The 13,955-nt window shown below is 37.9% G+C and carries 13 protein-coding genes and 1 pseudogene; 11 read left to right on the forward strand and 3 right to left on the reverse strand.

Annotation, left to right across the window (positions count from 1 at the left end; all coding sequences use genetic code 11):
* Positions 1 to 737: transposase (locus tag ACLIBG_RS14855; protein ID WP_439313546.1), on the forward strand; the 737-nt coding region annotated here is incomplete at its 5' end.
* A gap of 546 nt (positions 738 to 1,283) precedes the next feature.
* Here ACLIBG_RS14855 and ACLIBG_RS14860 read toward each other — a convergent pair.
* A complete protein-coding gene (locus ACLIBG_RS14860; protein WP_439313547.1) occupies positions 1,284 to 1,832 on the reverse strand; it encodes a beta-class carbonic anhydrase in 549 nt (182 codons plus the stop codon).
* A 135-nt stretch (positions 1,833 to 1,967) separates the two neighbouring features.
* Here ACLIBG_RS14860 and ACLIBG_RS14865 point away from each other — a divergent pair, with 135 nt between their 5' ends.
* The 3 genes and pseudogenes from ACLIBG_RS14865 (at position 1,968) to sigI (ending at position 4,533) form a co-directional block, all read left to right on the forward strand.
* Positions 1,968 to 2,798, forward strand: a complete 831-nt coding sequence (locus tag ACLIBG_RS14865) for a trypsin-like peptidase domain-containing protein (protein WP_439313558.1) — start codon at positions 1,968 to 1,970, stop codon at positions 2,796 to 2,798.
* A gap of 20 nt (positions 2,799 to 2,818) precedes the next feature.
* A pseudogene (locus ACLIBG_RS14870) lies at positions 2,819 to 3,544 on the forward strand (DUF2071 domain-containing protein).
* A gap of 170 nt (positions 3,545 to 3,714) precedes the next feature.
* Positions 3,715 to 4,533, forward strand: coding sequence for an RNA polymerase sigma-I factor (gene sigI / locus ACLIBG_RS14875; RefSeq protein WP_439313548.1), 819 nt, complete (start codon positions 3,715 to 3,717; stop codon positions 4,531 to 4,533).
* A gap of 47 nt (positions 4,534 to 4,580) precedes the next feature.
* Here the strand turns inward: sigI and ACLIBG_RS14880 are convergent, their stop codons facing one another.
* Positions 4,581 to 4,820 (reverse strand): YhdB family protein, encoded by a 240-nt coding sequence (locus tag ACLIBG_RS14880; RefSeq protein ID WP_439313549.1) that lies wholly within the window; start codon positions 4,818 to 4,820, stop codon positions 4,581 to 4,583.
* Between the two features lie 206 nt (positions 4,821 to 5,026).
* Here ACLIBG_RS14880 and ACLIBG_RS14885 point away from each other — a divergent pair, with 206 nt between their 5' ends.
* Together ACLIBG_RS14885 and ACLIBG_RS14890 are read left to right on the forward strand one after the other, a co-directional pair.
* Positions 5,027 to 5,722, forward strand: coding sequence for a YhcN/YlaJ family sporulation lipoprotein (locus ACLIBG_RS14885; RefSeq protein ID WP_439313550.1), 696 nt, complete (start codon positions 5,027 to 5,029; stop codon positions 5,720 to 5,722).
* Between the two features lie 132 nt (positions 5,723 to 5,854).
* Complete coding sequence (locus ACLIBG_RS14890; protein ID WP_439313551.1) at positions 5,855 to 7,222, forward strand: dipeptidase; 1,368 nt, start codon at positions 5,855 to 5,857, stop codon at positions 7,220 to 7,222.
* Positions 7,223 to 7,269: 47 nt separating this feature from the next.
* On the opposite strand, the gene ACLIBG_RS14895 is transcribed toward ACLIBG_RS14890, so the two are convergent.
* Complete coding sequence (locus ACLIBG_RS14895; protein ID WP_439313552.1) at positions 7,270 to 8,247, reverse strand: 2-hydroxyacid dehydrogenase; 978 nt, start codon at positions 8,245 to 8,247, stop codon at positions 7,270 to 7,272.
* Positions 8,248 to 8,580: 333 nt separating this feature from the next.
* Between ACLIBG_RS14895 and ACLIBG_RS14900 the strand changes: the two genes are divergently transcribed.
* From ACLIBG_RS14900 to ACLIBG_RS14920, 5 genes are all read left to right on the forward strand, one after another.
* Positions 8,581 to 9,861, forward strand: coding sequence for a peptidase (locus ACLIBG_RS14900; RefSeq protein ID WP_439313553.1), 1,281 nt, complete (start codon positions 8,581 to 8,583; stop codon positions 9,859 to 9,861).
* Positions 9,862 to 9,909: 48 nt separating this feature from the next.
* Complete coding sequence (locus tag ACLIBG_RS14905) at positions 9,910 to 10,956, forward strand: DctP family TRAP transporter solute-binding subunit (RefSeq protein ID WP_439313554.1); 1,047 nt, start codon at positions 9,910 to 9,912, stop codon at positions 10,954 to 10,956.
* A 239-nt stretch (positions 10,957 to 11,195) separates the two neighbouring features.
* Entirely contained in the window at positions 11,196 to 11,696 is a 501-nt protein-coding gene (locus ACLIBG_RS14910; RefSeq protein WP_439313555.1) for a TRAP transporter small permease, read from the forward strand.
* Entirely contained in the window at positions 11,693 to 12,976 is a 1,284-nt protein-coding gene (locus ACLIBG_RS14915; protein WP_439313556.1) for a TRAP transporter large permease, read from the forward strand. The genes ACLIBG_RS14910 and ACLIBG_RS14915 overlap by 4 nt, the downstream gene beginning before the upstream one ends.
* A 45-nt stretch (positions 12,977 to 13,021) precedes the next feature.
* Positions 13,022 to 13,696: a GntR family transcriptional regulator gene (locus tag ACLIBG_RS14920; protein ID WP_439313557.1), complete on the forward strand. Its 675-nt coding sequence runs from the start codon at positions 13,022 to 13,024 to the stop codon at positions 13,694 to 13,696.
* The last annotated feature ends 259 nt before the right edge of the window (positions 13,697 to 13,955 follow it).

Below are 13,955 nucleotides of genomic sequence, written 5' to 3' on the forward strand. Positions count from 1 at the left end.
CAGTCTTTGCGAAATGGGAAGGACAATCGTCGATACAAATATTAAAAATGGGCTTGTTTCCGGATGAAATTGTGAAGACAGATGAAATGACTATCCTTACGGAAATCCGTAAAGAGGTTAAAAGAGGCGCTGGATTGAAAAAGGTTCGACAATTAAAAGAAATTGCCCGTCATTCTATCGGTCTCCAGGAAGGTAAAACCATGGCAAGAATGAAAATCAACACATTGATGGATCAATATACCCTACTTCAGGAAAAGATTAGTGAAGTCTGGGAAATGATAGAAGGGTTAACCAACACCATTCCGGGTGTCAAGGAAATGACGGATATTAAAGGGATAGGTGATATCACAATTGCCGCATTCTTGGCGGAAATAGGCAATATTAATAATTACTATCATCCCGAACAAATTATTAAATTGGCTGGATTAAATTTAAGGTTGGCTACCTCAGGAAAATGGAAAGGGCAGACAATTATTACCAAACGCGGACGCCCAAAATTACGCGCGCTCTTGTTCAAGGTCGCTCTGCCACTGGTTAATCACAACCCTGCGTTTAAGGCTTTACATGAATATTTTACAACAAGAAAAGAAAATCCGTTGAAGAAAAAGCAATCCTTGATTGCAATCTGTTGCAAATTAATTCGCATTTTGTTTACTGTAGGTAAAAAACAAGTAGCATTTGATCCAGAAAAGATGTTAAACGATATTCCGCATTTTAATTTACAGAATGCAGCTTAACTAGATAATAATGTTTGACCCAGTTTTCATGATATCTTAAGAAATTCAATTTATTTTAAAATAGCAACAATAACTATTTGAAGCACGGAGCAGTCGGCACATATTTATACTATCGGGCAATGACCCTGTCAGAAAGCATAGCCGACCCCACTTCATGGATAGACCGAACGAAGGAATGTATGCGCAATTGACGCTGTGAGATGTGGGAGGGTTTGTCGCCATGAGTATTGTGGGAATGAAAGGTGCGATTATAGCAACTAATATCCATTTTTTTCAAAAAGAGAAGGATGGCGTATTAAGTGCACCCTTCTACATTAAATTTCGTTCCTATACCATTTAAAATGTTATTGATAAATCATAAATAAAATGAAATTCTAAGAAAAACAAAGAAAACAAGTGAAAACGTTAGTATATAGAGGGAGTATAGATTTTTGTGCATAGCTGTCTCGCTTCGACGTACAATTCTTTTCGGTGGGACGAAAGCGTAGCTACAGTCCTAGGATGTTGCGCTTTTAGCCTGCAAGAGCGTTTGCGCTTTTCTTAGTTTTAGTCGGATACGACATCTACTTTTCCTGTTCCTGGATCAATGACAAGTCCATGTACTTTAACGTAATCGGGGAGCAAAGGGTGGTTGCGAATAATTTGTACACTTTGTCGGATGGATTCCTCCACTGTATCAAAACCATGGAATTCTTTATGAAGGTTTACCCCACCTGTTTGTAGAGTGTCTAATGTTTCTTGTTTAATCCCTTTTTCAGTCATCGTTTCTAATAAATGATTTGTATCGACGTGTGACATCCCGCAATCATGATGGCCGATAACGGTTATTTCTTCTGCCCGCAATTCAAATACAGCGACCAAAATACTTTTCATAATACTGTCAAACGGTTTACGAATGATTGCACCGGCATTTTTTAACATTTTCACGTCACCGTTTTGAATGTTCAATGACTTTGGTAATAATTCCACGAGTCGCGATTCCATGCATGTAAATACGACCATTCGTTTATTCGGAATGCTATCGGTTTTATAATCTTCATATTTTTTATTGGCGACAAATTGCTCATTGTATTTCAGCATTTCTTCCAAATACATTTCTATTCCCCCTGATATGTTTTAACTATGATAAAAATATAGCAGAAATGGGGGAAGATTAGAAATAATAATGATTGTTCGTGTTAAGATAGAGAAAGTGATTCACTCTACTGAACTACGGAGGGCAAGCAATTGATGAATAATAATGATGAAAATAAAAATAATATGATCGATGAAGATTTATACGAAACGTTTGATGAGGAAGAACTGTATGAACTGGTGCAGGAAGAACGTAGGAAAGCGCTGGAAAGAGAGCGGGAACGATCAGAAAATAAGAAAATAAAGCCTAAATTTCCTAAATGGGCTTTTTGGTTAATTGCATTTGCACTCTTTTTTAATGTTGTCGCATTATTACCACAAACGTTTTCCATTCCGGCGATTGACTTCCTGCTTACGTCAGCGAAATTGTCCACACAAGATGACATTAAATCGTATAAACAATCAGTTGTTGTTATTGAGACAGATGACAGCAAGGGAACAGGATTTTCGATTTCAGCTGATGGAACAATTGTCACGAACAATCATGTGGTAGAAGGGGAGGATACAGTTACAGTTGCTTTTCCCGATGATGGATTATTTACCGGCGAAGTATCCGAAACATATCCATCCATTGATTTAGCAGTAGTGGAAACAAACGGAGAGGCACTGCCATTCCTTGAGTTAGCGGAAAAGCCTATGTATGAAGAAGATGAAGCAATTTATTTTATCGGCAACCCATTAAAATTTCAGGGAATTGCAAATGAAGGAACGATCATTTCGCCGACGATGTTAAGTAGTTGGTCGGAAGAAGTCTACATGCTGGATGCCCCCGTTTATCGCGGAAATAGTGGTAGTCCGGTCATTAACCAAGCGGGAGAAGTGATTGGTGTCGTTTTTGCTACAATGAATGACGATGATGTTGGCAGGGTTGGATTATTTGTTCCAATTGACTATTTACAAGAATACCGGACAGAGGAAATTCAGTAAACAGAAAGGCGGATTAAGAGATGCAAGCAAGGAAGCGGCCATGGATCGGACAGCAAAACTGGCAGGATGTTTTATTTATCCATTTCCCCGTCCTAGCAGATGACATACGCCCATTTGTACCCCAGCCATTTCAGCTTCACATGTTTGCCGGAAACTTATTGGTGACGGTTATTTTATTTAACGCGACAAAAAGCAGGTTAAGGTGGATGCCCCCGCCAATTTCCTATCCTTCTTTTTTGCAAATGAATATTAGAACCTACGTTCGATTCGGGGGGCGAACCCGGCGTGTTTTTCTTTTCTGTTCATACAAACAGTGAACTTGTGAAATGGGGCGGGCAATTAGCTGCTTTACCATATAAAACGTCTGCAATAAAAAAATCAAGCAGGGGGATAATCAGGTAAAATTAGAACTCATTCATAAAAACAAGCATGGCAAAACATCCGGAGTTAACCTGCAATATACACCATCAACCGAGTTTGTTTCTTCTGTTCCCTCCACCGCAGCCCATTTTCTAACTGAACGCTACTGTATTTGGATTCAAAATAAAAATAAATTAATAAAAGCTCCAATTTCCCATTCGCCTTGGCGATTACAAACAACAAAGGTGATAGTTAATCTGGATCAATTCACGCCGTTTCTTCCAATTCCATCGAAGCAACAAGGTATACGATTCCATTACAGCCCCTTCAAACACGCAAAAATCCATCCATTCGAAATAATGGCACTATCTGGATATTCGTATTAAAGGAAGGGTTGATCTAAATTTGTTTCAATTATGTTGCTATACAACATTATAGTAATCAACATTTAAACAAACTGTAACGCTTTCGAGGTAGCAGTTTTTCATTAATTTCGATAAAGTAAATCATAATACAACAAAATCCAACATTATTATATAAAGCTGGTGAAAGTATTTTGGTTTATCTTGCTAATTATCCTAAGAAATCAGTGAACAATCCAATCGATGCAAAAGATTATTGGTATCGGTTAGGGAATATGAAAAATAAAAAACAGTATCGTGAAACTAAACTTTCATTGGAGGAAGCACTATATTTTGCTCAACACGGAGACGAGGAATTGCAAAATTATTTATTAATAAAGTACCAACCGTTTATTGCAAAGTCTGTATATCAAGTGTGCAAGCGCTATATTGATCCGAAAGTGGATGATGAATTCAGTGTTGGGTTACTTGGCTTTTATGAAGCAATGTTAAAGTATAGTCCGGCAAAAGGCGCATCCTTTTTTTCATTCGCGAATGTCGTCATTAAACGGAAGGTAATTGATTATATTCGTTACGTTCAAAAAGAACCCTTGACTAGTTCATTGAATGAAATGGATGATGAAGGCAAAATAGTAAGTCAACATGAAGTTAAAGCAGCGACGGAAGTCTTTTTGTGTGATTGGAATCAATGGTTATTGAAGGAAGAAATGAAACAGTTCCAGAAAAATCTAGCCTGTTACCAAATATGTATAAAAGAACTTATGGCTTCATCACCAAAGCATAAGGACGCGCGGCACTCTGCTGTTCATGTTGCTAGAACATTATATGGTGACGAGTATTTAAACAATTATGTCCAAACGAAAAAAAAGCTGCCGATTAAATTGCTTCTTAAAAAAGTAAGCGTAAGTAAAAAAACTTTGGAAAGACAACGCAAATTTATTTTGGCTATATTCATTGTTCTTCATGGTGATTACTTATACTTACAGGACTATATAAAAGGAATAGGATTGTAACGTGTTTAAAAAATACATGCACCCCAGTGCGGGGAGCATGTATTAATTTATACTTCAAGAACGTAAGGCGCAGGCACATGTTTCATCGCATGATCCACATAGCATAAAAGATCTTCATGTGACTCCATGATCCGGTGTTGATCGGAAGCAAAATGATAAGCATTTAAAAACAGCTGGATTTTTTTTGATAATAGATCATCATTTGTACGAACCATGAGAACGAGTAAATCATCCCATTGTCCCCACAATGTATAATATAAGGCTTTATCATAGTCAGGAATTTCCATCTATATTCATCCTCCTTAAACTGCGTATACTCAGGAGCATTCTTCTATCGGTTTTTTCATCCCCATTATTATTTAGCGTCCCCACTTCGTATTTATTTTTCCTCATACAATTATGGTCGTAATTCCAAAATAAGGTTTGCTTGCTGAACCGCATAATTCTTCTTGTACGTTACATACTAACAACAAAATTATAAGGAGGATTATGCATGAAATTTAAGCATTCAAGTATTGTTGTAGCAGCTCTATTTACGTTATTAATCGGTTGTCAAGCAAATACAGATGATAATATGGAAGAAGGAAGAATGGATAATGATAATATGTTTGAACGGACAGGTTATAATGATGAAATGGATCGGGAAGGAAGAATGAATGACCTGAACGATAACTTTAATGGGAACAACGCTAATAACAATAATGACAACAATAACAACCAATACGATGTAGCCGATAAAGCAGCCGATAAAATAACGGATCAGATTAAGGAAATTGATCAGGCATATGTTTTAACAACAGATAATAATGCCTATGTTGCAGCAATGTTGGATAACGATTCTAATCGAAATAACAATAATCGCATGAATGAAAATGGTACAAACAATAATCAAAATAACAATGATGGAATAAACGGCATGTTTGATAATAATGCAAACAATAATAATAACAATACTGGAAATAATCGTGGTAATGGAGACGAGTTGACAGATGATGTCAAAAGTAAAATCAAGGATATCGTCCAATCCGTCGATAAAGATATTGACAATGTATATGTAACAACGAACCCTGATTTTGCCGATTTAACCAATAATTATATTAACGATATGGATGAAGGAAGACCGGTAAGAGGAATGTTTGATCAAATTGGTAATGCAATCGAACGAATTTTTCCTCAAGATAACAATTAATTAAAAAGCTAATAAAAACACGAGTGCCTAATACGGTAACTCGTGTTTTCACTTTTAACGAATTGGTTAAATGTCTTAATCATATTAATATGGTAAAATATTGTAAAGCTACGTCTATGAAGGAGGAAAACGATGCAAAAAGAAGTTCTTGCTTATTTGAAAACGAATCGCGACAAGTTGCTGAATCGGCTAAATGAGTTCTTATCTATTCCAAGCATTAGTACAGATTCATCTTATAAAGGGCACGTACAGAACGCGGCCAATTTTGTAGAAAGCTACTTAACGGAGATTGGTTTTGAAGAAATAGAGCAAATCCAGACGAGTGGTCATCCGCTTGTTTACGCCTCGTATAATCAAGCAGGTCCAGACGCTCCAACGGTGTTGTTTTATGGACATTATGATGTACAGCCGGTCGATCCACTTGATCAATGGAAAAGTGATCCATTTCAGCCGGAAATACGTGGTGATCGATTATATGCTCGTGGTGCTAGCGATGATAAAGGTCAAGTTTTCATGCATTTAGCTGTTTTCGAAGCATATATGGAGACGATGGGCAAGCTTCCGCTGAACGTAAAGGTATGTATTGAAGGGGAAGAAGAAATTGGCAGTGAAAATTTGTATCAGCTACTGGAAACAAGGAAAAAACAGTTCCAAGCTGATTTTGCAGTTATTTCCGATTCAGGAATGATCGATACGAACCAGCCGACTATTTTATATGGGCTGAAAGGGTTCACCGGTATTGAAGTAACTGTAAACGGACCTAGTCATGACTTGCACTCTGGTTTATATGGTGGGGCAGTTCGGAATCCGGCAATGGCACTCGCCCATATTCTCACCTCTATGAAAGATGAAGATGAAGTTATAACAGTGGAAGGTTTTTATAGTGATGCGATACCTCTCTCAAAAGAGGAACGGGAATTAATCGCTCAAGTCCAAGGAGAAAATTATTCTGCTACAACCGGAATTAGTGAGCCAGTAAGTGAAAAGGGATATACAGCGAAGGAGCATACTATGGCGCGACCGACATTGGAGGTAAATGGGTTTTATGGTGGATACCAAGGTGAAGGGACAAAAACGATAATCCCAGCATCTGCTACGGCCAAAATTACGTGTCGTCTCGTTCCTGACCAGAAACCGGAACAGATTCAACGCCTACTGGAAGACCATATTAAAAAGGTAGCGCCTACAGGAGTTTCCGTTGAAGTTAAAAAGGAGAAATTATCTGCAAAGGCGTATAAAGTGGAACCAAATCACCCACTAATTAAAAAAGCTGCTACAAGTTATTCTAAAGCATTTGGAAAAGAAACCGCCTTTGTGCGTATGGGTGGGTCCATTCCTGTTGTAGAATGGATTGATGAGATTTATAATATACCCATTGTGCTTCTTGGATTTGGTACACCGGATGATCGATTGCACAGTCCAAATGAAAGTTTTCCGTTGGATAGTTTTGACAAAGGAATGGAAACCCTAGTTTATTATTGGAATGAAGTTGTGAAATGAGAAAAAAGACTTTGCTGATTAGCGAAGTCATTTTTCGCTTTTAGTTTTTATATATTTTTACAAACTTCCGGATTAATGATGTTAGGCGGACAGTAACCAAGCAACCCTGTTTCCAAATTTTTAGCTGCAAGTGAAGACATCGCCAATTCATTTTCTGTAGTAGCGGTGCCGATATGAGGCAACGTTACTACATTTTTTAATTTCAGCAATGGGTTGTCTGCTGCGACCGGTTCTTGATCGAACACATCAAGACCAGCTGCAGCAATATCCTCGTTTTTAAGAGCATTGTAAAGTGCTAGTTCGTCCACATTCTTTCCTCGTGATGCGTTAATAAAGATGGCGGATCGCTTCATACGTTTAAATTCATTTTCACCGATCATTCTTTTCATATCTCTTGTAAAAGGTATCATAAGGCAAACGAAATCGGACTCTTCCAGCAGTGTATCCAATTGACAATATATTGCATTGTATCGCTGCTCCACTTGTTCTTTTCGTGAACGGTTATGATAAAGAACAGTCATATCAAATCCGAGGTGGCATCTTTTTGCAATTGCTTCTCCGATTCTTCCCATACCAATAATGCCGATTGTTTTATGATGAACATCGGTACCGAAATGATTGAGCTGTAAATACTCTTTCCATTCCCCGTTTTTTACAAATGTATCGAGTTCAGAAATACGCCGTGCAGTTGCCAGCATGATTCCACAAACCGCATCAGCTACTGTGTTCGTTGATACATCGGGTGTATTAGTTGCCATAATATTTCTCTCTGTTAATGCGTCAATGTCCAGGTTATCATAACCTACAGATACATTGGAAACAATTTTTAAATTGGGTGCAAGTTGTAGCAATTCTTCCGTCACCTCAAGCTGTAAGCCGATAATACCAACTGTTTCCTGTAATGTTTCAATAAAAAAAGGATCATCGATATGCTCATATTTTTCAAAATAGATCACATCGAATTTTTCCTGTAATTGTTCCCTTATCGACTTGGACACTCTTGTATAAGCAATTATTTTTTCCAATAGTTGCACTCCTTTCTATCGACCTTTTAGTATATTGCCCATTATAAAACGACACCAAACCATTTATTTGGCAGTGGATTTCTTAATTTATAATTCCTAAAATTACCATTTCATCAGAGTGATTGACTTTTACAAAGTCATAATATAAGATAAACATACTTAACTTAGAATGTCGACATTCAACCTTTGGAGCTATGGAGATCGACAAAATACTACTCGATCATACACAATATAAGCTCAAATAATAGTATGATCCATAGGAGGTTTGACGTACATATAAGATTTATTCACGTTTAATTTGAGTATTTGTATAGCTGGAAGGAGAGGCTGTATATGGATTTACATCAAAAAGTTAAGGGGAAAATTGCTGAAAGACGCGATGAATACACTGAATTCTTACAACAAATTGTAAAAGAACCGACTACAACAGGCAATGAATTGAAAGCTCAAACGTTCATGGCCGAACGTTTAAAAGGAAATGGTTTGGATGTCGATGAATGGATACCAAATTACGATGAACTTGTTAAAAGCAAGTTTTTTAATCCAATTCGGGACAACTATGAAGGAAGCCCAAATGTTGTCGGTGTATTGAAAGGTGCCAGTAACAAGGGGCGCTCAGTCATTTTGAACGGGCATATTGATGTTGTGCCTGCAGGGGACGAATCAAAATGGAAGCATCATCCGTATTCAGGAGACATTGTTGACGGTAAACTATATGGTCGTGGTACGACAGATATGAAAGGCGGCAATGTTTCTACACTTATCGCGCTAGAGACAATCATTGCACTTGGTATTAAACTCAAAGGTGATGTAATCTATGAAAGCGTTATCGAGGAGGAGACCGGCGGGGCAGGCACTTTGGCAGCCATTCAAAGAGGGTATAAAGCAGATGTTGCGATTTTACCGGAGCCCAGTGAAATGCGGATTTTCCCCCAACAGCAAGGCTCTCTCTGGTTTGAAGTGGATGTAACTGGTGAATCGGCGCATGGCGGGACAAGATATGAAGGAGTCAGTGCGCTGGAAAAAGGGTGGATTGTATTCGACGAGATTATGAAATTAGAAGAAAAAAGAAATGCTCCGTTGAGAAAAGATCCGCTTTATAAAGATAACCCGATTCCAATCCCAATTAATATTGGACAATTTAACGGCGGTATTTTTCCGTCATCGGTAGCTGAAAAGGCGAAAATCCAGGGTCGCTATGGTGTTGCCCCGGGAGAAACAATTGATGAAGCGAAAGAGGAATTTGTCGCCATGCTGGAGAACTTGAAAACAATTGATGATTGGTTTGAAAAATATCCGGCAACTGTTAAATGGGGAGGGATTCATCTTCCGCCCGGTGGGGTTGAAATGGATCATCCTATGTTAAAAATACTGCAAGAAAAATTTGTCGAAGTAGAAAATGAAGAAGCTGTGCTGGCTGGATCTACCTGGGGAACAGATGGAGGTCTTCTAACGCAAGCCGGTGGGATCCCCTCGATCGTATTTGGCCCTGGTACAACAAGTATGGCTCACTTTACAGACGAATATGTTGAGCTAGATAAGTTATTTAGAACTGCAGAAATTATAGCATTGGCGATTATTGAATGGTGTGAAATTCATTCTATTAAGGAATAAATATTATACGTATAATATTTAATCAATAAATTAAAAGGGGAGAAAAAATTGAGAAAATTTTTGTTAATGATTAGTATTGTCTTTATGATGATGATTGTTGCGGCGTGTTCGTCCAATAATGATTCCGATTCGGAAGGTGAAGGAGCAAATGATAATTCTGGATCATCAGATTCAGGTGAAGAATATACAATGGGTGTAACGTATACAACGCCTGAAACTGGCTCTACGCATATGGGAATGGAAAAATTCAAAGAATTGGTTGAAGAAAATTCAGATGGACAAATTACAGTCGAACTATATCCAAGTGGTCAATTGTATGCATCAGAGCGCGAGGCTATTGAAGCTGCACAAGCAGGGAATATAGAAATGACTGTAACAGCATCTGCTCCTGTGGCTGGTTTTGACAAACGGTTTATGGCACTTGACTTGCCATTTATTTTCCCGGATCATGAGACAGCATATGAAGCGTTGGATGGCGAGCTCGGGCAAAAGTTACTTGACGGTTTGCCGGAGATAGGTTTAGTCGGTCTCGCTTATGGAGAAACAGGCATGCGTCAATTCTCAAATAGTGAGCGGCCAATCGAATCACCAGAAGATATGGAAGGTTTAAAGATTCGTGTAATGGAAAATGAAGTTCATATTGATACATTGAGCGCTTACGGTGCAGATGCTTCTCCGTTTGCATTTGGAGAATTATACAGTGCATTACAACAAAACATTTATGATGGTATGGAAAACCCGCTTAACTTAATTGATCAAATGAAGTTTTACGAAGTACAGGATTATTTAACGATTTCCAATCATGCCTATACGGCAACTGTTGGCTTTATGAATGCAGATTTCCACGATAGTTTACCGGAAGATCTGCAGAAAGTACTAAAGGATTCCGCTGTTGAAGCGATGGATTATCAAAGAGGAGTCGCGAGACAGCAGGATGAGGAAGGCTTGGAAGTTATTAAAGAAAATATGGAAATAAATGAGCTTTCACAAGAACAGAAACAAAAATTTATTGATGCCGCTGATGAAATATTCAAGAAGTATGAAGATGATATTGGAACGGAGCTAATGGAGTTGGCACGTTCATACAGTGAGTAACACGTAAGTTTTTCCGTGGGCTTTACTTATTAAAGCCCACGGAACCATCAATATGCTGCATGATAAGAATATATGTTGGACAGACTGTTTAGCATTATGATTTGTGACAGAAGGTTTGATTGGAATTTGTTCATCAAACCTATTTTCTATTTAATTGAAAGGTTAGTTTTACGGTGACATATAGTAATGATCGGACGAATCTAAGCTTTCTTAAAAAATAAATGAGGAGCACGAATTGTATGAACTTTAAAATAATACTGGATAAAAGGATTGAAGAGTTCATTATCGTTATAACGATGGCTGTTATGGTCTTATTAATGTTTGTTCAATCCTCTTCTCGTTATTTGCTTGGAAACTCTTTAAGCTGGGGGTCGGAACTTGCCCAATACCTGCATGTTTGGCAAATATGGGTTGGAGCGAGCCTTGCTGTACGTATGCAATCCCATATTCGTGTTGATGTCTTCATCAAATTATTCCCACCAAAAGTGCAACGCTTTTTAAATTTGATCGCATTACTATGTTGGTTTGTTTTTGCGGCATTTCTTGCATTTGAAGGAAGTAAATATGTTGCCGATGTATTGATCAGCGGGCAAACTAGTCCATCCTTGCATGTTCCAATGTGGATCCCATATCTAGCTATACCAATAGGTGGAGCTCTAATGGTTTTACGCTTGATTCAGCAAATGTATTTATTGTTCACCAATGAAAATGGAACGGCGGAAACGGAGGAAGGAAAATGACAGTAGGCCTATTATTTGGAGTGTTTTTTGTACTTATGTTGCTCGGAGTACCAATTGCATTGTCACTTGGTTTATCCTCGCTAGTGACAATGGTTTTCGCTACAAATTCATCACCGAATGTAATTATCCAAAAAGCTTTTACTTCGCTGGACAGCTTTCCTCTAATGGCTATTCCATTTTTTATTCTGGCCGGAGTGTTGATGAGTAGCGGTGGTATTTCAAAAAGACTATTGGACTTGGCCAGTGTATTAATCGGATTCATTACTGGCGGATTGGCTATGGTGACTATTTTGGCCAGTATGTTTTTTGCTGCGATATCCGGCTCCGGACCTGCAACAGTTGCTGCGATAGGATCTTTCATGATCCCTTCTATGAGAGCCCGTAATTATAGTGGCGGGTTTGCTGCAGCGATTACTGCTTCTGCAGGATCTATTGGTGTTTTGATACCTCCAAGTATTCCGCTTGTTATGTACGGTGTTGTCGGAACAGTTTCCATCGGATCGATGTTTCTCGCTGGGATATTACCCGGAATTATTTTGGGCCTATGTTTAATGATCGTTTCTTTTGTGATCGCAAAGAAAAATAAATATGTGGGGACTGGCGAGACTCCTTCTTTTAAAGATGTGTTGAAAGCATTCAATGAAGCAAAGCTTGCTTTGTTAATACCCGTCATCATTTTAGGTGGTATTTATGCCGGAATATTTTCACCAACTGAATCAGCAGCAGTAGCAGCTGTATATGCATTAATTGTAGGTGTATTTGTATACAAGGAGCTTAGTTGGAAAGATGTGTATGATACTTTTTCCTCTGCAGCCCTAACGAATGCAGCAACAGTTATTATTATCGGATTTTCCATTTCATTTGCCTATTTAATGACAAGAGAAAGAATTCCTGTTATTATTGCTGATTTTATCGTTGGCATTACTGATAGTCCAATTCTTATCCTTTTAATTATTAATGTATTTCTTTTAATTGTAGGGATGTTCATTGATACGATATCAGCGATTGTTATTTTAACGCCGATTCTATTACCGGTCGTAACGGATATTGGCATGGATCCGGTTCATTTCGGGGTTATTCTAATTATGAACTTGGCAATTGGCTTTGTAACACCGCCGCTTGGTGTTAATTTATTTGTAGCAACGTCGGTGGGTAAAGTTTCATTTGAGTCCATTGTAAAAGCAATGGTACCGATCTTGATTACGATGATCATTTCCTTATTAATCGTTACTTATTTTCCGCCGTTATCAACGTGGATTCCAAACAAGCTTACACCATAATAAAGTAATAAAATATTATTATTGAATCATTGGAGGTTCTAACGCTTGGAAGATGACCGCTCAATTATGAAAGCATCGTTAAGTACGCTTATCGCTGAAAAATTGAAAGAGGATGTTTGGCACAGAAAAATACAACTCGGTGAACGTCTCGTGGAAAGTGAGCAAGCCTCAAGATTTGATGTCAGCCGCAGTACTGTAAGAGAAGCGTTAAAGCTACTTGAACATAAAGGAATAGTAGTGAATAAAGCACGAAGAGGCACCTATGTCTCTCAATTTTCCCGTAAAGATTTGGAGGAAATCATTGATTTACGGATTCTAATTGAGACAAAGGCGTTCATTAACGCTTTGCCTCGTTTGGACGAAAATCATTTTAAGCATGTAAGTGAGATTGTAGACGAGATAAAAGTAAAGGCAGACAAAAAACTATGGAATGATTTATTTGACTTGGATATGAAATTTCACAGTTATGTCGTTAATCTTTGCGGAAACGTTCGGATGATTAAAATATATAACTCGACTCAAACGCAAATAAGAGCGTATCTTGGGTATATTGATCAATACTATTCTAATCATCAAGCTTTTTATAAAGAACACGTTGATTTGTTGGAGACGTTAAAGGAAAAAGATATTAATAAATTAAAAACGGTGTTAAGAAAGCATATAGAATATGCAGACAATACACTAATCATTGCTACGAAAGAAGATAATATGAAAAGCTGAAGATATGAGCAGGTGCCACAGATGGTGTGCCTGCTCGTTTATTTTTAAAAGGTAAGAAAGCATTCCTGTAATGAAGCAAAATGAGGATTGAATAAAAAATGTCCCCTTGGTATGATACGAGGTGTCCGCAGTTAGCTAGCAAAAGGACCCTTAAATTAACCAAGGAGGACTATCATGAATTATAAACAAAACGAAAAGATCTTACAACTAAAAGAGAGCACTTTAATTGTCGGTATTGATATTGCGAAGAACAAACATG

Source organism: Virgibacillus sp. W0181 (assembly GCF_051846915.1).
In the GTDB taxonomy this organism is placed as follows: Bacteria; Bacillota; Bacilli; order Bacillales; family Amphibacillaceae; genus JBPYCR01.